This is a genomic window from Pseudomonas asgharzadehiana (genome assembly GCF_019139815.1).
GTDB classification, from domain to species: domain Bacteria; phylum Pseudomonadota; class Gammaproteobacteria; order Pseudomonadales; family Pseudomonadaceae; genus Aquipseudomonas; species Aquipseudomonas asgharzadehiana.
On record NZ_CP077079.1, the window covers coordinates 3,337,088 to 3,361,416 of the forward strand.

Genomic DNA, 24,329 nt, shown 5'->3' on the forward strand with positions numbered 1-24,329 from the left:
AAAGGTGATTTAAACGTTTTGCCTTTTTTAGTCGCTGGAGCCGCTGCCGAACAGATTGCCATAATTGAGCCTCACTTGAGGAGCATCAATCATGGATTCATCCATCCGTCGCGGTTCGTGGGAAATGGTCGCCGCCATGCTGATTTCCGGCACCATTGGCTGGTGTGTGCTGGTGTCGGGCGTGTCGGTGATCGAGGTGGTTTTCTGGCGCTGCGTGATCGGTGGGCTGACGCTGCTGATCGTGTGCGCGTTGCTGGGCTACCTGCGCCTGGATTTGCTCAGTTGGGCCAAGCTTGGGTTGGCGATGCTCAGTGGCGTGGCCATTGTCGGCAACTGGTTGCTGTTGTTTGAATCGTACTCGCGCGCGTCCATCGCCATCAGCACGGCGGTGTATAACGTGCAGCCGTTCATATTGGTGATGCTGGCGGCGCTGTTGCTGGGTGAAAAAATCACCGTGCAGAAGCTGGCGTGGCTGAGTGTGGCGTTTCTCGGGATGCTGGCGATTGTCACCGCCCATGGCGAGCAGCAGAGCGGGGGCGGGGATTACCTGACGGGGATTGCGCTGGCCTTGGGGGCGGCGTTTCTGTATGCGCTGGCGGCGCTGATCATCAAGCGCTTGAAGGAAGTACCGCCGCACTTGATGGCGCTGATCCAGGTGGTCACCGGCGCGTTGCTGCTGGCGCCGCTGGTGCCGTGGAACAGCCTGCCGGCGGCGGGCAATGCCTGGGCGGCATTGGTCACGCTGGGGGTGGTGCATACCGGTTTGATGTATGTGTTGCTGTACGGCGCGATCCAGAAACTGCCGACGGCCATCACCGGCGCGCTGTCGTTCATCTACCCGATTGCCGCGATCCTGGTGGACTGGGTTGCCTTCGGCCATCGCCTGGGCTGGCTGCAATGGCTGGGGGTGGCGGCGATTCTGCTGGCGGCGGCGGGGTTGCAGCGGGGCTGGTGGTGGCCCCGCTCGAACGTCAGTGCGTACCCTGGAAGATGATGTTTTGCGGGTTGAAGTGCTCCACGGCGCTGCCCGGCTGCGGCAACCCAAGGATATGCCCCTTGATCTTGCCCACCACGTGCATCTCGCACGGTTTGCAATCGAACTTCAGCGTCAGTACCTCGTCGCCGTGGATCAACTGCATCGGTGCCACCTTGGTCTTCACCCCGGTCACACCCTTGGCCTGTTTAGGGCACAGGTTGAACGAGAAACGCAGGCAGTGCTTGGTGATCATCACCGGCACTTCGCCGGTTTCTTCATGGGCTTCGAACGCCGCGTCGATCAGCTTGACGCCGTGACGATAGTAGAAGTCGCGGGCCTTCTGGTTGTAGACGTTGGCCAGGAACGACAGATGCGCTTCCGGGTACACCGGCGGCGGCGTGGTCTCGGCCTTGCGCCCGCCACGCGGATGCGCTTTGACGCGGGCGGCGGTCAACGCTTCGATCACTTCGCGACGCAGCGCCTTGAGCTGCGAGTTGGGAATGAAGAACGCCTGTGGCGCATCCAGCTCGGTGCGGGTGGCGTGGTACTCGGTGGTGCCGAGCTGGCCAAGCAGATCACGCAGGGTATCCAGCGCCTGTTCAGGCTTGTTGGCCACGCCGAACGGGCCGGGCAGGGCGACGCTGGCACTGATGCCTTCTTCGCTGGTCGCCGTGATTTCCAGCTGGTCTTCACGCAGGCGCGCTACCCACGCCAGGCCGATGCGGCGCTCGGCGGAGGTCTTGAGCAGCGCCTGTTGCCAGTTGTGATCCAGGTTGCGGTTGAGCGGGTGATGCGGGCGCAGTTGGTGCAGGCCTGCGGGCATTTCGTTCGGCTCGACGCGGTAGCGGTAGCGCTTCTGGCCGTCTTCTTCGAATTCACCTTTGGCTTGTGCAATGTTGGCGCGAAAACCCACGACTTCACGCTTGACCAGCACGTTCAAGCCATCGCCGTTGGACAGCGGCTCATGGGTGACCACTTGCAGGTCGCGCTTGCCGGCTTTTTCCACGGTACCCACCGGCAGGCCGGTAAAGGTCGGGGTGTCGAACGCGCCGATGTCGATCTTGCGGTCGGTGACGAAGTAGTCGGTGCTGCCCCGGTGGAAGGTTTTTTCCGGATCGGGCAGGAAGAAATGCGCGGTACGGCCGCTGGACGCACGGGCCAGGTCCGGGCGGTCTTCGAGGACGTCGTCGAGGCGCTGGCGGTAATAGGCGGTGATGTTTTTCACATAGCCCATGTCCTTGTAGCGGCCTTCGATCTTGAACGAACGCACGCCGGCTTCGACCAAGGCGCGGATGTTGGCGCTCTGGTTGTTGTCCTTCATCGACAGCAAGTGTTTTTCAAAGGCCACGACGCGGCCCTGGTCGTCTTTCAAGGTGTATGGCAGGCGGCAGGCCTGGGAGCAGTCGCCACGGTTGGCGCTGCGGCCGTTTTGCGCGTGGGAGATGTTGCACTGCCCGGAGAACGCCACGCACAGGGCGCCGTGGATAAAGAATTCGATGGCGGCATCGGTCTCGTCGGCGATGGCGCGGATCTCTTGCAGGTTCAGCTCACGGGCCAACACCAGCTGGGAGAAGCCGGCCTGATCGAGGAACTTGGCCCGGCCCAGGGTACGAATGTCGGTCTGGGTGCTGGCGTGTAGCTCGATGGGCGGAATATCCAACTCCATGACACCGAGGTCTTGCACGATCAACGCGTCGACACCGGCGTCGTAGAGCTGATGGATCAGCTTGCGCGCGGCTTCCAGTTCGTTGTCATGCAGGATGGTGTTGATGGTGGTGAATACGCGCGCATGGTAACGACGCGCGAATTCGACCAGTTGGGCGATGTCGCTCACCTCGTTACAGGCGTTATGGCGCGCGCCGAAGCTCGGGCCGCCAATGTAGATGGCATCGGCGCCATGCAGGATGGCCTCGCGGGCGATGGCGACATCGCGGGCAGGGCTGAGCAGTTCCAGGTGATGCTTGGGCAAGGACATAGTTTTTAGTCAGGCTTGTCACGGTTGAGGCGCGCATTGTAGCTGTGAAATGCCTGACCGGCATCCACTCAGGCCTTGGCCGCCATCGCGGTGACTTCCACCCGCATGCCTTCCACCGCCAGCGCCGCCACGCCAACCGCCGCACGCACGGGCCAGGGCTTGGCGAAGAAGCGTTTGTAGACTTCATTGAAGGCGGCGCGATCAGCCATGTCGGTCAGATAAATGGTCAGGTGCATGACCCGGTCCATGGTGCTGCCGGCCTTTTCCAAGGCAACTTTGAGCGCTTGCAGGGTGCATTCGCTTTGCAGGGTGATATCGCCCAGCTCCAGGCTGCCGTCGGCGCGGGTCGGGATCTGGGTGGAGACCAGGATGCCGTTGAAGCCGATCACGTCGCTGGAAATGGAGTCGGCATCAGGATCGGGGGTGTAGGACAGGTCGTGGTTGGCCATGGGCGCCTCTCATTGGCAGGAACGGAAAGGCGCCATGGTCCCCGAAAATAACCGCAGGGGCAAACCGCGGCTTATGCCCAGCAGCGGCTGGCGTCGCTTGCGCAGCCGCAGAAATCGCCTTGAACACCCACTTCAATCACGGTTATTTGACGCCAGAAAATAAACCGTAAAATCCCGTAAAGTCCCGTATTCCGACGCCGATAGCCCTATAAGAAATAGGTTCTTTGCGCGGCTGAGGGTACGTCATGTTCAACACAACACTCAAAACAGAACTGGCGGCCAGGACGGCCGAAGTCACCGAATACAAAGGACTGATATCGGCACTCGGACGCTCCATGGCCGTGGTCGAATTTGACCTCAATGGCAAGGTGCTGAGCGCCAACGACAACTTCCTGAAAACACTGGGCTACAGCCGCGACCAGTTGGCCGGCAAGTCCCACCGTGACTTCTGTTTGCCGGCGCTGACCAGCAGCCCGGCCTACGGTCAGTTCTGGAGTGAGCTGAAGGCCGGCAAGTTTGTGTCGGGTACGTTCAAGCGCGTCGATTCCCATGGCCGCACGGTGTGGCTGGAAGCCAGCTACAACCCGGTGCTGGATGAACGAGGCCAGGTGTTGAAGGTGGTCAAGTACGCCCTCGACGTCACCGCCAAAGTCGAGCAGGAAGCCGCAACCCGCAGCAAGTTGACCGCGCTTGACCGCGCCATGGCGGTAATTGAATTCGACTTGAACGGCCAAGTGTTGGATGCCAATGACAACTTCCTGAACGTGATGGGCTATTCGCTGGCCGAGCTCAAAGGCAAACATCACCGCATGTTTTGCGAGCCGGCGCTGATCAACAGCAGTGAGTATTCGGACTTCTGGCGCCGCTTGAACAACGGCGAATTTTTCACCGGGCAATTCAAGCGCATCGGTAAACATGCGCGCGTGGTGTGGCTGGAAGCCAGTTACAACCCGGTCTATGACGGCGACGGCAAGCTGCTCAAAGTGGTCAAGTTCGCCAGCGACATCACCGAACGCGTGGAAAAATTCGAGGAAGACTCACGCGGCGCCTCGCGGGCCTACCATATTTCATCCGAAACCGAGCGTTTCGCCGAGCACGGTACCCAGGTGATCCATGAAACCGCCACGGAAATGCGCCGCATTGCCGAGAATATCGGCGCCTCGGCGCGTCTGGTTGGCCAGTTGGGTGATCGCTCCGAACAGATCACGGCCATCGTCAACACCATTCGTGGCATCGCCGACCAGACCAACCTGTTGGCGCTCAACGCGGCCATCGAGGCGGCGCGGGCGGGTGACCAGGGGCGTGGTTTTGCGGTGGTCGCCGATGAAGTGCGGCAACTGGCCGGGCGCACCAGCCGTTCTACCGCGGAAATTGCCGAGATGATCGGCATGATCCTCTCGGAAACCCGCGACGCGGTCGCCAGCATGAGCGCCACCCAGGAGGGCGCGCAGCGCGGTGTCAACCTTGCGGATCAGGCGGGATCGGTGATCCTGCAGATCCGCACCAGCACCAGCGACGCGGTGCAGGCGGTGAGCATGTTCGCGTCGAAGCTCGATGAGTCCGAGGTTATTCCCAAGACGGCGGTCGGTTGGGTTGGCTAAGCCGGCAAGCCAAGCGGCTTGAGGAAGAGGGGCAGAGTGATTCTGCCCTCGCTTCACGCAGGGTTTACTCTTTTACATCCATGAACTCTTCGGCCCAGGCCACATAGCTTTCCGGCAAGGTGTAGGTGTGGGTCAGCTCGGTAGCGCTCAGGTTCGAAGTGCTATGGGTCAACTGACGCTGGGCACGCAGGCTGTCATAGGTGGCCTTGATCGCCGCGAAGTAAGCGCCATGGCCCGCGACCACCACGCGTACGCCCAGGTCTGCCAGGCGCTGGGCGTCATGGAGTTTGGGGTTGCCATAGGTCACCAGCATCAGCGGCACGGTGAGCTTTTCTGCGATCTTCTCCAGATGCTCGAAATCGCTGACACCCACCATGCAAATCCCATCGGCGCCAGCTTGCTGATACGCCAAGGTGCGCTCGATCACCGCCTCGGTCGGCAGCACGCCTGCGTGAGTACGGGCAATGATCGACAGCTCTGAATCGACGCGGGCTTCCAAGGCCGCCCGGACTTTGCCGATGCCTTCCTCAACCGAAATCAAGTCGGTGGATTTGCGCCCGAATTGCGCCGGCAGCAAGGTGTCTTCAATCGTCAGCGCGGCCACACCGGCACGTTCCAGCTCTTCGACGGTGCGCATCACGTTGAGGGCGTTGCCGTAGCCGTGGTCGGCGTCGGCGATAAAGGGCAGTTGCGCCACACGACCGATTCGGGTGGCCTGCTCAACGAACTCACTCAGTGTGATCAGCGCAAAATCGGGCGCCGCCAATACCTGCAACGAGGCAACAGAGCCACCCAGGATGCCCACCTCGAAACCCAGGTCGGCGGCGATACGCGCGGACATCGGGTCGAATACGGAGGCGGTTTCAACGCACGCAGGCGTTGCAAGCAGTTCACGGAAGTTGCGGCGCAACGCTGAGTGAGATTTTTTGGACATGTTCTTTCCTGGCTCTGGTCATCGTCGAGTGACGATCAATGTCTATTCGTGGTGGCGCGAGATTACCACGCAGGCGAACCGGGGATTATGACGTTTGAGCATGAGGCATGCGGCTGGCACATGGAACCGACGGGGCTAAAAATACGCTTATGACATTATTATAGAATTACGTTATGCATTATCAGTATTTTACATGCCCGACGCCCGGCCCCATCGTATGAGGCTGACTACCCCTTTGAACAGTGCCGAGACCGTACGCGCGGATCGACTTGAACTGCCTGACAAGGCATCTGGAGACGAGCGTGCGTTACCTGACAAAACTCGCGGCCGGGTTGGCCGGCCTGCTGCTGTGCCTGAGCGCGACCGCGCAAACACTGGTGGTGGGCGATCAAAGCTACAACGCCCAGGCCGTGATGGAAGCCGCAGGCGTACTGGACGATCTGCCTTATACCCTTGAATGGAAGCAATTCACCGCAGGCTCGCCGGTGGCCGAGGCACTCAACGTCGGCAGCCTCGACATCGGCTTGCTGGGGGATGCGCCGGTGCTGTTTTTGGGGGCTTTAGGTGCACCGATCAAGGTGATCGCCGTCAGCCGGCAAAACCTCGACGGCGTGGCCATCCTGGTAAAAAAGGACTCGTCGATCCACAGCCTCGCGGACCTTGCAGGCAAGCGTGCGGCGATCTGGAAAGGCTCCTGGAGCCAGCAGTTGTTGCTGACCGCGCTGGATAAGGCGGGCGTGCGCCCAGACGCGTTGGAACTGCGCTATCTCAGCGCGCTGGATGCCTCCCATGCATTGGAAGGTGGGTCGGTGGACGTGATCGCGACGTGGGAGCCTTACGTCACCCAACAGGAACGCCAAGGCGCGCGGGTTCTCGCGACGGCTGAAGGGCTGATTCCCGCCCAGAGTTTCATTGCGGCCAACGCCAAGGCCATCGACACCAAACGTGCGCCCATCAGCGATTTTCTTCAGCGCCTGAAGAAAGCGCGCGACTGGGCTCGCCAGCATCCCGCCAACACAGACGCTTATGCCGATGCCTGGGCCAAACGCACCCGGGCGGATGCCGACATTGCACGTGTCTGGTTTGCCCGGGCACGCACAACGGTCGAGCCGCTGACAGCCCAGTCTCCTGTAGAGGCACAAAAAACCGTGGACTTTTTTGCCGGCCAAGGGCTGGTCAAGCCTTATGCGGCGGCCAGTTTATTCGACGATTCATTCGCCGCGTCCTTGCAACCCGTCGTCGCCAAGACCCAGCCCTGAACACCGAGGAATGCCCCCACATGATGAAAAGACAACTGAAACTCGGGGCCTTGACGATGGGCTGCGGCGGGCCAGGCCGCCACAATCTGTGGCTTGACCCTCAACTGCCGGCCGATGCCAGCGTTAACGTTGACTGGTATATCGACATCGCGCGCCAGGCCGAAGCGGCATTGTTCGACCTGGTGTTTATTGTCGACAGCCAGTTCATCACGCCGGGATCGCCGTCGCACTACCTGAACCGGCTCGAACCGCTGACACTGTTGTCCGCGCTGGCGGTCAGCACCCGCCATATAGGCTTGGTCGGTACGCTGACCACCTCGTATAACTCGCCGTATAACGTCGCGCGGCGTCTGGCCTCTCTGGATCTGATCAGCAAGGGCCGCGCCGGCTGGAACGTGGTGACCAGCGGAGATGCGGGCACGGCGGGCAATTACAGCCGCGACGAGCATTATGATTACGACACGCGCTACGGCCGTGCCGCCGAACACGTTCAGGTGGTGCAAGGGTTATGGAACTCTTATGAGGACGATGCGTTCGTGCGCGACCGTGCCACGGGGCAGTTTTTCGACCCGAGCAAGCTGCATAGCCTGAACCACCGGGGCGAGCACTTTTCGGTGGTGGGCCCGCTGAATATCCAGCGCTCACCCCAAGGCCAGCCGGTGATATTCCAGGCCGGTGATTCAGCGCAAGGTCGCGACCTGGGCGCCGCCACGGCCGATGTGATCTTCACCCACGCCGCCAGCATCGAGCAGGGCCAGGCTTTCTACCGGGAGGTAAAGGGCAGGGCAGTGCAGCTTGGTCGCGACCCGGAACAACTGCTGGTTATGCCGGGCGCGGAAATCTACGTCGGCGACACGGACGAGCATGCGCGGGAAATCGAGCAGCATTACCATCAGGCCGATCACAGCTTTGAACTGGCGCTGAAGGAGTTCGGGCGTAATTTCGGCTGGCATGACTTCAGCCAGTACGACCTCGACGCAGCGTTTCCCCAGCAGAGCCTGGAGGCCGCCCGCAGCAGCTTTTTTACCGCCGCCAAGCGCATTGCAGACCAGGCTCGCGAGAAAGGCTTCACGTTGCGCCAGGCGGTTGAATTCGGTCGACAACTGCGTCCGGGCGCCTTCGTGGGGTCGGCGGACACGGTCGCGCAGAAAATGGCGGATTGGTTCGAGGCGCGGGCGGTGGATGGCTTCAACGTTTACATTGGGCACCCGGAACAATTCAATCGCTTTACTGAACAGGTCATACCGTTGTTACAAGCGCGTGGCGTGTATCGCACGGCGTATGAAGGAACGACGTTGCGCGAGAGCTTGGGGCTGGACATTCCCAGGTTCAAGCGCAACGGGTTGCCGAATTGAGCCGGTTACCCCAGCCACTTTTTTTGCCGCCTGACGGGAGCGCTAATGGGCAAAAGCACATCGGTTGGCCGAAAGCGCGCGATGCCACAGGCGGCGGCGATGCGCTGGCGTTGCAGGCCATGGGCAAGCGCTTGCTTGAAACCGCTTTCGCTTTGAGGCAACCCCACTATGTAGCCGACGCCTGCCTGGAATTCGCCTCCATGGGCCTGCCACCAGCGGCTGATTGACTGCGGGTCGGGCCAGGGCAGGTTCTCATCGGGGTCCATGACGACATTGGGGTCCTCGGCGTTGTCGTTCGGCCCCGCGTCGAAATCCGGCAATTGCTGCAGCTCCAGATTGAGCAGCGCCAGGTCCGCGCCGGTCATCAGGCTGAAGGCTTCGCCGGCGACACGGGCATACGGCGGGTCGCTCATCTGCTGTATCAGCCACGGCACGCCGACGGGATCGCCCAGCAGCCCAATGGCCTGGATGCCGATGCGGCGCTGGGCAGGGTTCTGTAGCAACTGGTGTATCCAGGCGACGCTGTGCTCCCGATGTTGCCAGGCCAACAGGACGCAGAGCGCACGGTACTGGAACGCACCCGGTTGCTCGGCGAAGGGGCGCAGTGGCTCCAGGGCGTATTCATCGCCCAGCTGTGCGGTGGCCCAATTGACCCAGAAGCGCGTTGCTGCATCTTGATGTAGACGGTGCGAACGAAGGGTCGGCATCAGGTCATGCCGGCGCAGTTCGCCGGCGGTACGGGCCGCGCGTGCCAGCACGCCGGGGTCGGCTTGCGAAAGCTCCGCGAGCAGCGCTGCGCCGGGATCGCGACGATGCATACCACAGGCAGCAAGGCCGAGGCGACGGAACAGGGGCTTTGGGGAGGCGAGCATGCGGTCGATCCAGGGCGCGACCCATTCCCAGTCGAGCCACCCCAGGGCCATCAGATAACCACGCTCGGTTTCCACCGCGTTTCTCACGTGTTCGCTGAGCTGCGACAACCCATCGGTGTGGTGTGTCTCGAAGGCCAGGACCACGCCGGCAAACAGCTCGCCAACCGTGTGGGGGCCGAGTTGGGCCAGCACGGTTTCCAGGCCTGCGGGGCCGGCGATACGCAGGCCATCGAGATGAGCGTCGATACGGTCTTCCAGTTTGCCGAGGTCGTCCAGGTCGTAATGTGGCGCGCGTAACGCGTAATCACGCAGGACAGCGAGGAAGCTGGCTTCTTCGGCATGCAGGTCAAGGACGACGGGCAGTGTGTTCATCAGTCCCGGGCCCCGATGCAACAAGGGCAGGGCAGGCGCGTCGGGTTAGTCAATTTGCAGGCACCGTGTCCAGTTTGAACCGTCGAACTGCATGACATCCTTGGGCCCGATGGACCACATGATGCCGTCGGCCGCGCTCAGGTGATAACAGGTTCGCGGCACGTCGTCGCCGAAGTCGACGGGCTTGAGTTTGTCGCCTTCGAGCCGGTAGACGAAATGGGTGGACGACACATAAACCTGCCCATCGAACACTTCCATGCCCCAGAGGTCTTCGTCGGTGCTGTCATGTTCGATCATTTCCCATTGTTCATTGCACCCCCGAAGCAAGGTGCCGAGTTGGCCGCAGGCGTAGACGTAGCCATCCGGCGCGCAGCGGACCTTGTAGAGCGCAAGGTTGGTGGGGCTGTTCTGCTGGGTGAAGAGGTCGCCGTCGTACCGCCAGATTTCGCCTTCCCAGCCGACGGTATAGATTTCCTGCTCGCTGAAACCATCGATGGATTCGAAGCTGGTGTCGGTGATCGGGGTGTCACCGACCTGGGCGCTCTGGTCGATGCAACGCCATTGGTCTTCGCCCTCGCGAACATAGGCTTGTCGGCAGGCGCCTACGGCGTAGGCTCGGCCTTTGGCGATGCCACGGATTTCACGCAGGGGGCCGCGTTTTTTGGGGTCTGTGCCGCAGCTGGCGATGGATTCTTCTATGACCGTGCCGCCGCCACTGGCTTCTACCGATCCATCGGTGCCCAGAGCCAGATATCGTTCGATCGGCACGTGGCAGACGGTTCCGGAACAGGCAAGCCATGGGACGTTATCGGCCCCCCATTCTTCACAATCCAGAGAGAACAGTATCGAACCGGTAGAACCTTCACTGATAGAAATGTCGTCCGTGGCCATCACATAGCAGAGGTCTGAGTAACGAACGACTCCAGTACTAATGCTGAGTCCGCTGAATCGTGGGTCTTTGGGGTCCATATTGATCTCCTGAAGTGAGTAAATTAACGACGAGACTTGCTAGTGAACATTTCGACTCTAGCCTTCTCACGCTCGTCTTGATTGCTGGTCATGGACGCACAGGCATTGATCGGTTTTTCCTCGCCTGGGTCCTTTGCTTTGTCGTGATAGGTGTTCAACTGAGCTTCCAGGCATTCCTGACTACAGTTGGAGTCCGGAAAGGTTTTCTTCGCCGCCCTGGCCCCCGTCTGCGTAGCCTTGGACCTTGGCCATTCACCGTTTGCATCGGCTTCATGCAAGGCCACCACCCCACGTCGGGTATGCATCTGGCCGTGGGTGGCGGTGGTCTGATTGGGCCCCTCCGCGCACATCACCGGGGCTCTGTCGGTCTGGTATTTGCTCCAGCCGGCTTTGGTCGGGTGCTTGCTTCTGGGTTGGCCGGGAAAGGCCGGCCCGTCGGTGAAGGATGCCGAATCGATTAGGTGGTCACCGGTTTGTCCGGGGCAGCATCGGTTGGGTTTGAACGGCGCGAGAAAGCAGCGCATCGCCTTTTGGCAAGGGTCGCTGTTGATGGTTTTGGCCAGGGACGCATACTCGCCCTGGACGTCGGCGTGCGTGCCCAGATAGGCCGAGTTGTCTTTAAACCCGTCGCCCGCCGCGTCTTTAGCGGCTTTGCGGGCTTTGGTCGCGGCCTGCAGCGGGCCGATGTCCGGGCAGATCATTTTCTGCTCAAGGTCCCCGCAAGCGTCTTTTGCCCGGCCTCGTTCGCCCTCGCATTGGGCCAGATCCTTGGCCAGTGCCATTCGGTCCGTATAGGTCCAGGGCATGGTATTGCCCGGTTGGGAGGCATGGTTGTGGGTGGTCAGGTCCATGTGCCGAACAACGTTTTTCCCTTCGTACTTCACGTCCATCGACCAGGAGGTGAAATACACCTTGCCCTTGATCTTGTTGGTGACGATGCCCTTTTTAGGGGCGTTTCCAGCCTCATCCCCATAGCTGGTTTTGAAATAGCTCTGGTCCTTGAGCATGATTTCCTTACCCGTGATCTTTACCGTCCGACTGCCCTTGGTCGTGTCCTTGGCCATGCCGGTGTTGGGGTAGGGGATGGGCACGCCCAGCGGGGTAGGCGGGGCCACGGGTGGGGTGAAGCACACGTCCGGAAAACACGCGATCGACTTGCCGTCGGCCGACTTGCAGGAGACTTCCATGTTGTTGGCAAATACTTGGTTGGCCATCAGGCAGCCCTCACGGTCTGGTAGCTGAGCAGCGCGACGGCGCGTTGGCCGGCGTCGTTGCCCAGGTGGCAGAAAATATTCGGCCCTTCGCCATAACCCTTGCGGCTGGCGGCCAGCGCCACGGCGAGCATCGCCGGGCCAATGGCGGCGCCGACTTCACCGATGCAGTCGGCCGGATGCCAGAGATGGAAGAACTCCTTGCGTACCCGCAGGCTGCGGCTCAGGGCCAGGGAAGCTTCCTTGAAGTAATACTGTTCGCCAGAGATGTCCGTCAGGCGGTAATCCATCTGTTCCAACCCGCAACCGGCTTCGCCCAGGGCTGCACGCACGGCCTGGGTCAGGCCTTCGGCGCGTAGCGGGATGTCTTCGGATTCCACCGTGGCCTGTTCCGTGCCGAACCCCAGCCCGATGCAGGCCAATTGCGGCGTGTCACTCGCGACGGGGGCGGCCAGCACCACGGCGGCAGCCCCTTCGCCGGGGATAAAACCGTTGGAATTCTGGCTGGTGAGCAAGCGCTCGCGTTGCTCGAAGGCAGCCAGCGTTGGCCCGTTGAGGAAGGAATCGACGCCGGCAATCAGCACGTGGCGATGGCCACCGCCATAAATGAGGGTGCGTGCATCAAGCAGCGCCACGGCGGCGCTGACCCGGCCATGGGCGAGGATGCTGGAGGCGGGGTGAAAGCGCAGGCCCAGTTCGGCTTCAATGGCCTGCAGCAATCCTTTATCGAGACCTTCTAGACGGCCGGGGCGCTCGAGCTCCGCCAGCCCCAGCAGCAGCGGGGTTTTTTCCGGTTCGACGTTGGGCGTGCTGTGCAGGGCCTCGGCAATGGCGCGCGCGGCCATCTTGACCAGCTTGGTGCGGCCGCGCCAGGGCTGTTCCAACGGCACGCTGGCGGCAATCAGCCATTCGCCGCCCCGATCGATAAAGCGGGTTTCCTGGAAGTTGTCGATGGCGCAGCGGATCGCCGCGCAACTGGCCGGTGCGCTGAGGCCGACAGCGCTGACCATGCCGGAGCCGATAATGCTCAAAGCACGCATCAGTGCGTTTGCTCCCGGGTGCGTTTGGCGTTTACCAGGGCGCGCAGCGATGGGTAGTAGTCTTTACCCAATGCCCGGGCGCGCCACCAGCCGATGGACAGCGTGCCGACCAGCACCTGGGCAATCTCGAACATGTTGCGCCGCAGCGGACGGGAGGTACGCCAGGTCAACTGCACCTGGCGGGCGTCTGTGTCGATCAGCAGGGTGTCGATCACCGCTGACACCGTTTCATGGCCGCCTTTTTTCAGGAAAAAGGTCACCGGCACTTCCATCTCAGGGATGCGAAAACCTGCGCGCTCCTGGGCAGTGAGGTTCAGCAGTAGTACCTCCTCGCCTGCGCGCAGGTAATCAACCTGCTGATCGTCGGGTGCGGCCTGATAGTAGCGGGTGTCGAAGTCCGCCGGCAGAAACGGAAAACAGTCGGCTTTCCAGGCCTCGTCGTAGGTACCGGCGAAGCGGGCGCGTTGCGGCCAGCTACGAGCGATGGGGCCGAGGGCCACGGGGCGAAAGTTGCCAAAAGGGTTTTCGATCGGTTTGCCCAGCTCTTCGGTGTTGGGCATTGGCCTGCCGACGATGTAGGCGTTATCAAGGCCGCGCGGGTACCAGCCGCAACCGCTTGGGTTGTCCAGGTAACCGTCACGCATATCGGGGGCATTCACCATAGGATGGGAGCCACCGTAGGCCTGGGCATAGGAGATGTTCTGTTCGGTAAAAGGCTGCGGCGAGCCGGGAGAGAGGCCCAACAGCCCCAGTTGCCATTGCCTCGGGCCAACGACGGAAAAAGCCTTGCTCATCCGACCCACGCGAATACCCGCGGTCAACTGCGTCACGGGCCGCCCGCCGGGCGCGTAGGCCTTGCCGCACACCAGCACATCGCAGAAGGGCTTGACCGGCGCAAAGTCCATTTCCTGCAGCGGGGCGCTCAGGCCTGGTTCGCCGAGAAAGGTGTCGGCCATCAGCAGCGGTTGCTGGCTGTCGGCGAGCGTCAAGGCGCGACCGTCCAGCGGTAGATCAAACGTGCCTTTGGCCACCACGACCAGGGATTCGCGACCATCACGGTCCATACCCAGGGTATAGGCCGCCGTCAGTCTGCTGGCATTGAGCAATTCCATGGGCCGATTACCTGTCTAGTTGATTTGCACCGAGCCGCCCTTGATGCGGTTGACTCCGCTGGAACGGCTGGACAGGTAGGCGCCCTGGATGATCACTTTGCCGGCGCGGGTCAGGGTGATGCTGGCTTTGCCGCAACGCAGCACAATCTCGCGTTCTGCGCTCAATTCCAGGCACTGCTCATCCAGTCGCACACTGGCGACGGGAGCGACGGCGGCCTGGGCGTCAAGCAGAAGGCCGATCAGCAGTGGGCGGATCGGGTCGCCGTCCTCGAACATCAGCGCCACCGGGCTGCCGATATCCGCCGGGCTTAGCCGCGCGGTGCAGCGAGCGACGAGGCCGCGGCTGTCCGGGCAACCGGGGTAGGTGACCGTGGGCGCGCCGGCATGGGGCAGGGCGAGCAGGCTGCCGATGATGACCCCATCGATACGGGCCTGGGTGGGGAGCGGGTACTGAACCGTCATATATATACCTCCATGTCCTAGTTCTGCAGGATCTTCTGCCCTTTGATCACCACGTTCTTGTTGGCCTTGATGTTGATGGCGCCGGAACCGTCGATGATGATGTTCTTGCCGCGAATCGTGATGGAGCCGTCCTTCTTCATGGTGAGGCTGGATGCGCCCGTGGTCAGGGTAATGGAGTCGCCGGCGGTGAGGGCAAAGTGCTTGCCGACGTCCAGGCTGTCGTTCTGCCCGATGCTGGTGGTTCGGTTGCGATCGACGTCACGGGATTCGTCCTGGCCGATCTGGGTACGCTGGTTACCGTTGATCTCGATCCCTTCGTTGCCCTTGACCGTTTCGTTACGGTTGCCCGTGATGTCGATGGTCTCGTTGCCGCCTACGTCTTCGGTACGGTTGCTGACGATGGTGATTTTTTCGTTGGCGCCGACCTTTTCCGTGCGGTTTGCACCGATGGTGATGGTCTCGTTGCTGCCCACGTGCTCGGTGCGATTGACACCGATGGTAATTTTTTCGTTATTGCCCACGTCCTCGGTACGGTCTACGCCGATGGTGATGGTCTCGTTGTTGTCCACCGTTTCTGTGCGGTCGTGTTTGACGTGAACGGTTTCGTCGTTGTCGATGGTCTTGCTGCGGTCATGGCCGACCCAGTGGGTCTCGTCGTTCTCGACCTCGATGTCCTGGTTTTTTTCGGCGTGGATAAACAGCTGCTCCGCGCCTTTTTTGTCTTCCATGCGGATTTCATTGAAATTGGCGGGTGAGCCGTCTTTGCTTGAACGGCTTTTCACTCCGCTCTGGGTGGCATTGGCCGGCAACTTGTAGGGGACTGTCTGTTCGGCGTTGTAGACACGACCGGTGATGATCGGCCGATCCGGATCGCCTTCGAGGAAGCTGACGATTACTTCCTGACCGATCCGCGGGATCTGCATGGCGCCCCAGTTCTTGCCGGCCCAGGCCTGGGACACGCGAATCCAGCAGGAGCTGTTTTCGTTGGATTGGTCGTGGCGGTCCCAGTGGAAGTGCACTTTGACCCGGCCATACTGGTCGGTCCAGATCTCCTCGCCACTGGGGCCGACCACCACGGCGGTCTGCGGCCCGCGGACGATGGTCATGGGGGTCAGGGGGAGGGGACGGAACGCCTGGCTGGCGTCCATGCAGTCCAGCTCGCTGACGAACTGCTCGGACAATTCCGACTGCCCGCTTTCGTAGAGTTCCTGGCGGATCTGGTAGCGTGCGACTACCACCAGGTATTCGCGGTTCTGGTCCTCACGGCTGTATCCAGTCAGCCTGAACACATGGCCGGAGCCCAGACCACGGGGGCAACCACGCAACTGCACGCGCTCGAACTGGCTTTGAATGGCTTCGATGCGGGTACGCGCATAGTGCTCGCCATCGTTACTCTGGACGTATTCACCGGGATAGTCGTAAAGCGGGTAGTCGCCGTTGCTGTGGTCGCGCGGCACACTGGAGCGCACATCGAGGCTGGCGCGGGGGCGCTGGAAGTCATAGTCGTTCAGCGCCAGCGAACCGGATTGCACCTCCCGCGCCAGTTGCCAATCGTAGAAATGATCGCGCTCGCGCATTTGCCGATCAGGTGGAAAGAAGGGCACCGACGCATAGCCTGCCGCAGTGGAATGAGCGCCGTAGGCGTCGGCCAATACCAATACGTGGCGCGCCTTTTCATGGCGAAAGTAGTAATAGATGCCTTCCTGTTCCATCAACCGGCTGACGAAGTCGAAGCTGGTTTCGCGGTACTGCACGCAATATTCCCACTCGTGATAGCTGCCGCTCAGGCTGTCTTCGAAGTCGGAGAAACCGAGGTCGCGGAACACCTGCTTGATGATGTCCGGCACGGTCTTGTTCTGGAAAATGCGGCAATCGGAGGTGCGCGTGAGCAGCCAGAACCAAGGCCTCAGGCTGACGCGATAGCCCGCGAACTGACCATGGCCGGTCAGTTGTCGGCAACTGCTGATAATGCCGTGAAAGTAGCGACGGCCACCCTCGAACAGTTCCAGGGACAGCCCCATCGGTTTACCCAGCAACTGATCGAACTTGATCGCTTGATCTTCGGAAGTGAGGTCCAATTCGTAGTGAAACAAACGCCCCAGCTCTTCACTGCCGGCCATGCTCTGCAACAACAGGACATCGCCGCCGAGGGGGCTGTCAACCTGCACCCAACGGGTGTTTTGCGTTATTGCCATAAATTGCCTTCCAAGTTGGCGTAGCCCGTAGAGTGTTAGCGTATCTGGCCGCAGAATCAATGCCCGGTTACGATTCAACGTCAAAGGCGGGACGAGGGGAAAGCAAATGCGCCTCAAGGTTCAGCAAGACCGAGGTGATTGAGGTGGGCTTGGTGACAAGTCAGACACATGATTTAACATAATATACATTATGCGCAATACCATGTTACGCAATCAGCGGCAGTGCCCACCAGATTTCAACGCACCAAACCCCTGTCAACGCCAACCCTGGGCAAAGCCACCAGCCACGAACATTTCGCTGCTGGTTTTGACCCGGCGGCAACTGCGTGATCCTGTCTTCAAGGTCTGTGTGTTTCTGGTCGGTGCCGGCACCAACCTCTGTGTCGAGATCGGCCAGATGAACATCCGTCGATCAGCATACCGGCACCTTTCCAATCCAGCGCCCAACGCTTGGCCAATGACGCAGCACGGCCCTTGTGGCGCTATACGTATTGAGATTGATCCGATGGGCTGGAATTCGCCAAGGCCCGCACCGGCAAACAGCCGTGTGTTCGGCGGCATAACCGATAAAGTGCGGATCCAACCCCTTGAGCAGCCGGAACGCGATGATGCGCATCGATCTTGAAGAAATTCCCCAAAGGCCGACGGGCTATCCCTCGTGAGCGCCGAAAGGCCATGCGTATGGAGAGACGGCCTGGCGCATCAGCACTGTCCTCGCCCATGCTTGATACCTAAACATGAATCTAACTCAACTAAATGAGTATTTAGTTGAGTTAGATTAATACAGGGCTGTGCTTGCCAGCAAAATCGCCGTCAGTAACCGCTCGCCGCGGTCATGGCGCCGCCCACGATTGCGATCCCTGAGCTGCTGCCCAGGCGTGTCGCCCCAGCTTCAATCATCTTCACTGCCGTCGGATAATCGCGTACGCCGCCGGAGGCCTTTACTCCAACCCCAGTGCCTACGGTTTTGCGCATCAGGGCCACGTCTTCGACCGTAGCGCCGCTGCGGCTGAAGCCGGTGGATGTCTTGACGAAGGCCACGCCCAGTTCCCGGCAGATTTCACACGCCTGGACCTTCTGCCTGTCGTCAAGCAGGCAGGTTTCCAGAATGACCTTCAACGGTACGGCGCCACAGGCCTGTTGGACCAAGGCGATGTCATCGCGCACGGCGTCCAGCAAGCCGTCTTTCAACCATCCGATGTTGAGCACCATATCGATCTCCCCTGCCCCGGCGGCAATGGCGCGTTGGGCTTCGAAGGCCTTGGTGTCACTCAGGCCGGCGCCCAGTGGAAAGCCCACCACGGCGCAAATCACCACGGTTTTGTCGGCCAGGCAGGTCGCGGCATAAGGCACTTGCCCCGAGTTCAGACACACCGAATAAAAACCGTGTGCCTGGGCTTCTTCGCATAAGGTGCGGATCTGTTCCCGGGAAGCGTCCGGCGCCAGCAAGGTGTGATCGATATATTTGGCCAATGCGGTGGGTGGAAGACTGTTCATTTAACGGGTCCTTGCCTGTATGTTGCCAATGATGATGCGGCGCTTGTCACAATACTCACGCCAGTGCGTTACAATACTAACAATTAATGTTACTTAATTAACACTAACAATCAAGCCCTGGAATACCCGTGGACAGTAGAAAAGCCGAGCGACTGAAGCTTATCCAACAAGCCCTTAAGGACCAGAACGCCATTCACCTGAGGGAAATGGCCGCCCTGCTGGACGTTTCCGAGATGACCCTGCGCCGTGATCTCAGCCATTTCAGCGATCACCTGCGGTTGTTGGGTGGCTACATCACCCGCGTCGGTAATGACGTCGGCGATTACCGGGTGGCCGAACAAGACACGCGCCACGTAGAAGAAAAGCGCCGTATCGGCAAACTCGCCGCGCAGTTGATCCAGGCCGGTGACACGGTATTTTTCGACTGCGGTACGACCTCGCCTTTTGTGGTCGATTTCATCCCTGATGCACTGGAGTTCACCGCGGTGTGCAGTTCGTTGAACGTGCTGCTCAAGCTGCAGAACAAGCCCAATTGCCACATTGTGTTGTGCGGCGGCACCTTTCACCGCAAGAACCAGGTCTTTGAAAGCAGCGCCGAAAGCAGCATCCTCGACAGCGTGCGCCTGACCTGGGCTTTCGTGACCGCCGCCGGCGTCAGCCAGGCGTTCGGCGTAACGTGCTTTAACTTCAATGAAGTCGAGGTCAAGCAAAAGGTCATGCGCCAGGCCCAGCAACGCGTGTTGCTCGCCGATTTCAGCAAGTTCGACACGGTGCGCACCGCTCACTTCGCCACCCTTGAAGACTTTCAATACGTGGTCAGCGACAAGAAAATCCCCCGAACGTATCAGGACGCTATTCGGGCCGGCGGTGCGCAATTGCTGGTTTAACCCAACAATCGTTGGCGCTCCTGCGCATTCAAATAACCTGTGGTGACACTGAACGATGCGCAGGCCCCGGCGGCCAGCTGACGCACGTGACCTTTGGTTTTCTCGGCGTTATAACCCTCGGGCTCGCAGGTGGACGGCAGCACGAACGCTGCCACTTGTTGATCCGGTGTGTGCAGGATCCAGCTTGCGGCGTGCTCGAATTGCCCGGGACGGTAGCGGGTGTAGAACGCCGTACCGTCGGGATGGTCCAGCAGAAAGTGTGCCTGGCCCAGGGTGTCCGTACCCACGCCGTCGAAGAAGAACACGATCTCGGGATCGTACAGCGATGGCTGTTCGAGGCAGCCCAGTTGAGTGGGACACTCAGCCAATTGCGCCATATAGGCACTCCAGGCCGGCGTCGGCTTGACGTGGTCCGGCACACTGGTGCGCAGGCGCTGGCGCTGCACGCCCAATGGCTCGACGAAACGCGCGCCGTCCACATAGGCATAGTTCATATGGGCCATGTACATCAGGTCCATGGGCTTGCCGGCCAGGTTTGTCACCTGCATGTCGATATCGAACACGGCCGAATCGGCGCGCAGTGTCACGCTGGGGCACGCCCGGTAGCGATCGCCGAAGCCCTTGGCGTACTCATACGAACCGCCCAGGCGCACAAAGCCCTCGCCCACCTCCAGCCAGGCCGAGTCGAGGGGCGCGCAGGGCATTTCGCCGTGCAAGGCATGGGTGTCATCGGCGGCCGGGCAACCGTTGCGCAACAGGCCACTGTGAAACATGAAGCAGCCGTAGGTGTCGATAATCGTCGGGCTGGGCCGGGGCTGCTCGAACAGGTTGCTCATGGTCAGGTCGCAACCGTCGAACACGGCCGACCAGATCATCTGCCCCTGGTAAGGCAATACCACCAATCGCCCACGACTGTTCTCCAGGCTCAGGGCCAACACGCCGGACGGATAGACCCAGGCACTCACCTTGAAGGCCGGCGATTGCAGGAGGATTTTCTCCTGCTCGCCGAACACCGTTGGGTACAACGGGATACGTGTATTCATGAGGCCACCGCTCCGGTCGCACCCACCGGCAAAGTGCCGGGTTGACGCATGCACTTGAGCGCATACATCACGATCACGATAAAGCACAGCAACGGCACGCTATAGGCCAGCTGCATGTTGCCGCCGCTGGCGTCGGACAACAGCCCCTGGAAGATCGGGATCACCCCGCCGCCGACGATGCTCATCACCAGCAGTGAACCGCCGACGCCGGTGTCTTCGCCCAGGCCATCAATGGTCAGGCCGTAGATGGTTGGCCAGCAAGGCCCCAGGAAAATACTCACGCCGACCGCCGCGTACACCGCCGAAATGTTCGGCACCAGAATGGTATAGGCCAGCAGCACGATGCACAGCACGCCGTAGATCGCCAGCACCTTGGCCGGATGCAGACGGCGCATCAACAGGTTGGCGATCAACTTGCCGACAAAGTAGGCGGCAAAGGTGGTCAACAGGAACCATGAAGCGCTGCGCTCATTCATACCGCCCATTTGCATGGCCAGGCGAATGGTGAAACTCCATACGCCCACCTGCGCGCCCACATACAGAAACTGCGCCAAGACGCCAAAGGTGAAGCGCGGGTTGCGCCACAGCCGGCCCAGGCTTTGACGCAAGCTGCCAGGCTTGCTGCCGGCGGGCGTGTTGCCTTTGCACGCAGGGAACCGGGTCATGGCGACCAGGATAAATATCAGCACCAGCACCGCAATCATCCACTGGTAAGGCAACAGCGTGGACTGGATCATTTGCAACTGCTGCACCGCCGCCTCGGAGGCGCTCATCTGCGTCAGTTGCTCTGTGGTGGCGTCGGTGTCCTTGAACATCACGAAGCTGCCCACGTACACCCCGGCCATGGCGCCGAACGGGTGAAAGGTCTGCGAAATATTCAATCGCCGCGTCCCGGTTTCCCGAGGGCCCATCAGCGTCGAGTAGGTGTTGCAGGCCGTCTCCAGAAACGACAGGCCGGCGGCAATCACAAACAGCGCCAGCAGGAACATGCCGTATTTGGCGGTGGAGGCTGCCGGAAAAAACAGCAGGCAGCCGAACATATACAACAGCAGGCCGATCAGGATGGTGCTTTTGTAGCTGAAACGACGAACCACCATCGCCGCCGGAATCGCCACGAAAAAGTAGCCCAGGTAAAACGCCGACTGCACAAAGGCGGTCTGGAAATCGCTGAGCAAAAACGCTTTTTTGAAGTGGGCGATCAGCACATCGTTCATGCTCGCCGCCGCGGCCCACAGCGCAAAAATGCTGCACAGCAGGATAAAGGCGAACCAAGGTGTGCGGTTCAGGTAGAAACCATCGGGTGTCTGTTGCAGCGCAGGTTTGTTCATTATTGTTCTCCGGGCTGGGTTGAGAGTGTTACGGCTGTTGCTGAAAGCGCTTGAACGTTTCGCGGTCGGGGTAGGACGTCTGTGTACCCAGGCCCATGACCGAGCAGGCGGAATAGGCCACCGCCTGTTCCATGGCCTGACGAATATGGCCGTCGCGGTTCCAGTGGTGAATGAAGCAACCGATAAACGCATCCCCGGCGCCGGTGGTGTCACGGGCCTCGACCCGCACGCCCGGTACCTGGAACTCGCCCTCCTCCCCCACGTACAACGCGCCGTGTTCGCCGAGGGTGACGATCACGTGGCGAATGCCACCGGCCACCAGGCTGCGGGCGGCGGCATGCGCCGATTCCGGCGAGTCGACCACGTGCCCGCTGAGCAATGCCAGTTCCGACTCGTTGGGGATCAGGAAGTCCAGGTGCGCCAAGTGTTCAGCGCTGAGCCCGGACAGGGCCGGCGCGGGGTTGAGCAGGACAGGAATGGCGTGCCGGTGCGCGAATTCGATGGCGTAGTACACGGTCTCCACCGCGATCTCCAACTGCAGCACGATCAGCCCGCACTGCCGCAGGTCCTCGGCCGCCGCCTCGATATCCGCCGGCGACAAATGCGCATTGGCACCCTTGACGATCAAAATGCTGTTATGGGAGTCGGCCCGCACAAAAATCGGCGCCACCCCGCTGGAAACGCCCGGCACTCGCTGTACATAACGAGTGTCGATGCCAAAGCGCTGGAAATTGGCCACCGTGTTGTCGGCAAACATGTCGTCGCCGACCTTGCTCAGCATCAGCACATCGGCCCCAAGCTTGGCTGCCGCCACCGCCTGGTTGGCCCCTTTGCCGCCGCACCCGAGGGCAAAACCCGGCGCTTCCAGGGTTTCGCCCCGGGCCGGCATGCGGTCGATGTAGGTAATCAAGTCCACCATGTTGCTGCCGATGACTGCGATCTTGCTCATTGCGATTCCACCTTGTTACGGCACGACCAGGCAGGTCGTGTCGCTCTTGTTTTGTTATTTAAATAACATTAGGTGTGAATATTCAATCTTTATTTTGCACGAGCAAAAAAAACCGGCCCACAGGGGCCGGCTGAAAATGTGCCTTCGTTACAAGCTGAACCGATCTACCGACTGGGACAATTTGCCGGCCAGGCCGGCCAGCTCATCGGTGGTCGAAGCCGTTTCACCGATAACGCGGCTGTTGTTCTCCGACATGCCGGCGATCATTTCCACCTGATGGGAGATTTCGTTGCTGGCCAGGCTCTGTTCCCCGATGGTGCGTGAAATATCGTTGACCAGCTCGGTGGTATTCAGGGTGGCCTGCAGAATCTCGCGAATCGCCCGCTCGACCTCAGCGGTCACGGCCATGCCTTTGTCGACCTGGGAAACCCCCTCCTCCATGCTAGTTACCGCCTCGCGGGTGTTTTGCTGGATACGCGCGACCATGCTCGCGATTTCCTGGGTCGAGGCACTGGTGCGTCCCGCCAGGCTGCGCACTTCGTCGGCCACCACGGCAAACCCACGGCCCTGTTCGCCCGCGCGCGCGGCTTCAATCGCAGCGTTCAGGGCCAGCAGGTTGGTCTGGTCAGCGATGCCTTTAATCACTTGGATAATGCTGTAGATCGCCTCGGACTCTTTATCCAGCGTGCGGATGACCTGGGCCGATTGCTGGGCCGAACGGGCGATGCCGTCCATGTCCTTGACCACCTGGTGAATCACGCGCCCGCCATCCTTGGCCAGGGCTTCAGCCTGGTTGGCCATATCCAGGGCGCGCCCGGCATGCCGGGTGATTTCTTCAATACTGGCGGTCATTTCACTCGCCGCCGCCGCCATGGTGCTGGCGGCGCTGCTTTGTTGCTGGCTGCTGCCGGCCACTTCATGGCAGCCCTGGCTCAATCGCTCGCTCATGCCGTTGACACCCTGGGCGTTGCTGCGCACCACCTCGATCATGCCGCGCAGGTCGCGCTGCATGGTGGCGAGGCTGCGAATCAACGAGCTGGCCTCGTCCTTGCGACGCGGTTCGACAATCGGCTCGCTCAAATTACCCCGAGCGATGCTGGCGGCAATGCGGCTGGCGGTTTGCAGCGGGCCCATGATGCTGAGGATGACCCAACGGCCCTGGGCCAGCAGCAGCAACAGGCTGGCAATCAATACCGCGCCGAGGGTGACGTTGCCGTTGCTGAGGGTATGGTGTGTGCTCGCACTGGTTTTCAGGGTATGGCCTTCGATGAGTTCACTCAGGGCCGCCATCTGATCTTCCAATTGGCTGAAGGCGGTATTGAAGGCGTCCAGCTCCCCGCGCGCGGCCTCGGGGTTAACCAGGGCCAGCGCGACGATGCGTTCGCCGGCGCCGATGTAGGTATCCAGGCTGGGTTTGATTTTCTCCAGGCTGACCTTGATTGCATCTTCCACGGGCAGCTTAAGGTTGTCCCCCAGCACCTGGCGAAAATTGTCGGCATGCTCCTTCAGCGAGCTATTGACCTCGTCCTTGGTGCTGGTGCTCTTCCCCAAGCCCACCAACATGGCCGACAACACATCGGCGCGCAGGGCGTCGTGCATCATGTCGGCCTCCATGTGGTTACGCAGCACGGTCATGCTGACCTGGTTGTCCTCCACGGCGTCGCTCATCCGGGTATTGCCCAAGTAGCCGGTCAGGCTCATGACCAGGGCCGTCAGCAACCCGGTCGCAATCAACAACATCAAGCGTAATTTGATCGTCATGCTGGTATCCCCGTACTTGGACTGCCGGCTGGCAACCCAACCGCTCGCGCATTGCTATTGGTGTTATCGGCACCAGTTGCCT

The 24,329-nt window shown here is 60.8% G+C and carries 20 protein-coding genes and 3 pseudogenes; 7 read left to right on the forward strand and 16 right to left on the reverse strand.

What is annotated here, in order from left to right:
- Nucleotides 1–91 precede the first annotated feature (91 nt).
- Nucleotides 92–994, forward strand: coding sequence for a DMT family transporter (locus tag KSS96_RS15005; protein WP_065879086.1), 903 nt, complete (start codon nt 92–94; stop codon nt 992–994).
- Here KSS96_RS15005 and KSS96_RS15010 read toward each other — a convergent pair.
- A complete protein-coding gene (locus KSS96_RS15010) occupies nt 972–2,951 on the reverse strand; it encodes a peptidase U32 family protein (RefSeq protein ID WP_017530669.1) in 1,980 nt (659 codons plus the stop codon). The two genes, KSS96_RS15005 and KSS96_RS15010, sit on opposite strands and share 23 nt — an antisense overlap.
- Before the next feature lie 68 nt (nt 2,952–3,019).
- Complete coding sequence (locus KSS96_RS15015) at nt 3,020–3,400, reverse strand: RidA family protein (RefSeq protein WP_017530670.1); 381 nt, start codon at nt 3,398–3,400, stop codon at nt 3,020–3,022.
- Between the two features lie 335 nt (nt 3,401–3,735).
- Here KSS96_RS15015 and KSS96_RS28350 point away from each other — a divergent pair.
- Nucleotides 3,736–4,413: pseudogene (locus KSS96_RS28350) on the forward strand (PAS domain-containing protein); the annotation flags it as partial.
- A 111-nt stretch (nt 4,414–4,524) separates the two neighbouring features.
- Nucleotides 4,525–5,001 (forward strand): annotated as a pseudogene (locus KSS96_RS28355) (methyl-accepting chemotaxis protein); the annotation flags it as partial.
- Between the two features lie 64 nt (nt 5,002–5,065).
- Here the strand turns inward: KSS96_RS28355 and KSS96_RS15025 are convergent.
- Complete coding sequence (locus KSS96_RS15025) at nt 5,066–5,935, reverse strand: isocitrate lyase/PEP mutase family protein (RefSeq protein ID WP_017530672.1); 870 nt, start codon at nt 5,933–5,935, stop codon at nt 5,066–5,068.
- Between the two features lie 302 nt (nt 5,936–6,237).
- Here KSS96_RS15025 and KSS96_RS15030 point away from each other — a divergent pair, with 302 nt between their 5' ends.
- Both KSS96_RS15030 and KSS96_RS15035 read left to right on the forward strand, forming a co-directional pair.
- On the forward strand, nt 6,238–7,194 hold the full coding sequence (locus KSS96_RS15030; RefSeq protein WP_065879085.1) for an ABC transporter substrate-binding protein: 957 nt from the start codon (nt 6,238–6,240) through the stop codon (nt 7,192–7,194).
- Nucleotides 7,195–7,214: 20 nt separating this feature from the next.
- On the forward strand, nt 7,215–8,549 hold the full coding sequence (locus KSS96_RS15035) for an LLM class flavin-dependent oxidoreductase (protein ID WP_065879084.1): 1,335 nt from the start codon (nt 7,215–7,217) through the stop codon (nt 8,547–8,549).
- A gap of 5 nt (nt 8,550–8,554) precedes the next feature.
- Here KSS96_RS15035 and KSS96_RS15040 read toward each other — a convergent pair whose 3' ends face one another.
- The 7 genes from KSS96_RS15040 to KSS96_RS15070 form a co-directional block, all read right to left on the reverse strand.
- Nucleotides 8,555–9,793 (reverse strand): TIGR02270 family protein, encoded by a 1,239-nt coding sequence (locus KSS96_RS15040; RefSeq protein WP_116078801.1) that lies wholly within the window; start codon nt 9,791–9,793, stop codon nt 8,555–8,557.
- A gap of 45 nt (nt 9,794–9,838) precedes the next feature.
- On the reverse strand, nt 9,839–10,561 hold the full coding sequence (locus KSS96_RS15045) for a hypothetical protein (RefSeq protein WP_217855017.1): 723 nt from the start codon (nt 10,559–10,561) through the stop codon (nt 9,839–9,841).
- 224 nt (nt 10,562–10,785) lie between these two features.
- Complete coding sequence (locus tag KSS96_RS15050) at nt 10,786–11,976, reverse strand: PAAR-like domain-containing protein (protein ID WP_217855019.1); 1,191 nt, start codon at nt 11,974–11,976, stop codon at nt 10,786–10,788.
- Complete coding sequence (locus KSS96_RS15055) at nt 11,976–13,016, reverse strand: 3-oxoacyl-ACP synthase (RefSeq protein ID WP_026067418.1); 1,041 nt, start codon at nt 13,014–13,016, stop codon at nt 11,976–11,978. The genes KSS96_RS15050 and KSS96_RS15055 overlap by 1 nt, the downstream gene beginning before the upstream one ends.
- The gene (locus KSS96_RS15060; RefSeq protein WP_017529827.1) at nt 13,013–14,125 is read right to left on the reverse strand and encodes a DUF2169 family type VI secretion system accessory protein; all 1,113 of its coding nucleotides are present in this window, start codon (nt 14,123–14,125) and stop codon (nt 13,013–13,015) included. Before KSS96_RS15060 ends, KSS96_RS15055 begins: the two co-directional genes overlap by 4 nt.
- Nucleotides 14,126–14,140: 15 nt before the next feature.
- The gene (locus KSS96_RS15065; RefSeq protein WP_017529828.1) at nt 14,141–14,587 is read right to left on the reverse strand and encodes a DUF6484 domain-containing protein; all 447 of its coding nucleotides are present in this window, start codon (nt 14,585–14,587) and stop codon (nt 14,141–14,143) included.
- A gap of 17 nt (nt 14,588–14,604) precedes the next feature.
- Nucleotides 14,605–16,782: a type VI secretion system Vgr family protein gene (locus KSS96_RS15070; protein WP_065879080.1), complete on the reverse strand. Its 2,178-nt coding sequence runs from the start codon at nt 16,780–16,782 to the stop codon at nt 14,605–14,607.
- A gap of 202 nt (nt 16,783–16,984) precedes the next feature.
- On the opposite strand from KSS96_RS15070, the gene KSS96_RS15075 reads away from it, so the two are divergent.
- The gene (locus KSS96_RS15075; protein WP_139113510.1) at nt 16,985–17,407 is read left to right on the forward strand and encodes a hypothetical protein; all 423 of its coding nucleotides are present in this window, start codon (nt 16,985–16,987) and stop codon (nt 17,405–17,407) included.
- A gap of 188 nt (nt 17,408–17,595) precedes the next feature.
- On the opposite strand, the gene deoC is transcribed toward KSS96_RS15075, so the two are convergent.
- On the reverse strand, nt 17,596–18,279 hold the full coding sequence (deoC, locus tag KSS96_RS15080) for a deoxyribose-phosphate aldolase (RefSeq protein WP_068931844.1): 684 nt from the start codon (nt 18,277–18,279) through the stop codon (nt 17,596–17,598).
- A gap of 128 nt (nt 18,280–18,407) precedes the next feature.
- Here deoC and deoR point away from each other — a divergent pair, with 128 nt between their 5' ends.
- Nucleotides 18,408–19,166 (forward strand): DNA-binding transcriptional repressor DeoR, encoded by a 759-nt coding sequence (gene deoR, locus KSS96_RS15085; protein ID WP_065879078.1) that lies wholly within the window; start codon nt 18,408–18,410, stop codon nt 19,164–19,166.
- Here the strand turns inward: deoR and KSS96_RS15090 are convergent.
- From KSS96_RS15090 to KSS96_RS28365, 5 genes and pseudogenes are all read right to left on the reverse strand, one after another.
- On the reverse strand, nt 19,163–20,209 hold the full coding sequence (locus KSS96_RS15090; RefSeq protein ID WP_217855021.1) for an aldose 1-epimerase family protein: 1,047 nt from the start codon (nt 20,207–20,209) through the stop codon (nt 19,163–19,165). The genes deoR and KSS96_RS15090 overlap by 4 nt on opposite strands.
- Entirely contained in the window at nt 20,206–21,537 is a 1,332-nt protein-coding gene (fucP, locus tag KSS96_RS15095) for an L-fucose:H+ symporter permease (RefSeq protein ID WP_017528022.1), read from the reverse strand. Before fucP ends, KSS96_RS15090 begins: the two co-directional genes overlap by 4 nt.
- 28 nt (nt 21,538–21,565) lie before the next feature.
- A complete protein-coding gene (gene rbsK / locus KSS96_RS15100) occupies nt 21,566–22,486 on the reverse strand; it encodes a ribokinase (protein WP_065879076.1) in 921 nt (306 codons plus the stop codon).
- A gap of 147 nt (nt 22,487–22,633) precedes the next feature.
- The gene (locus tag KSS96_RS28360) at nt 22,634–23,497 is read right to left on the reverse strand and encodes a methyl-accepting chemotaxis protein (protein ID WP_370737697.1); all 864 of its coding nucleotides are present in this window, start codon (nt 23,495–23,497) and stop codon (nt 22,634–22,636) included.
- Nucleotides 23,492–24,247 (reverse strand): annotated as a pseudogene (locus KSS96_RS28365) (MCP four helix bundle domain-containing protein); the annotation flags it as partial. The pseudogene KSS96_RS28365 and the gene KSS96_RS28360, both read right to left, overlap by 6 nt.
- Nucleotides 24,248–24,329 lie beyond the last annotated feature (82 nt).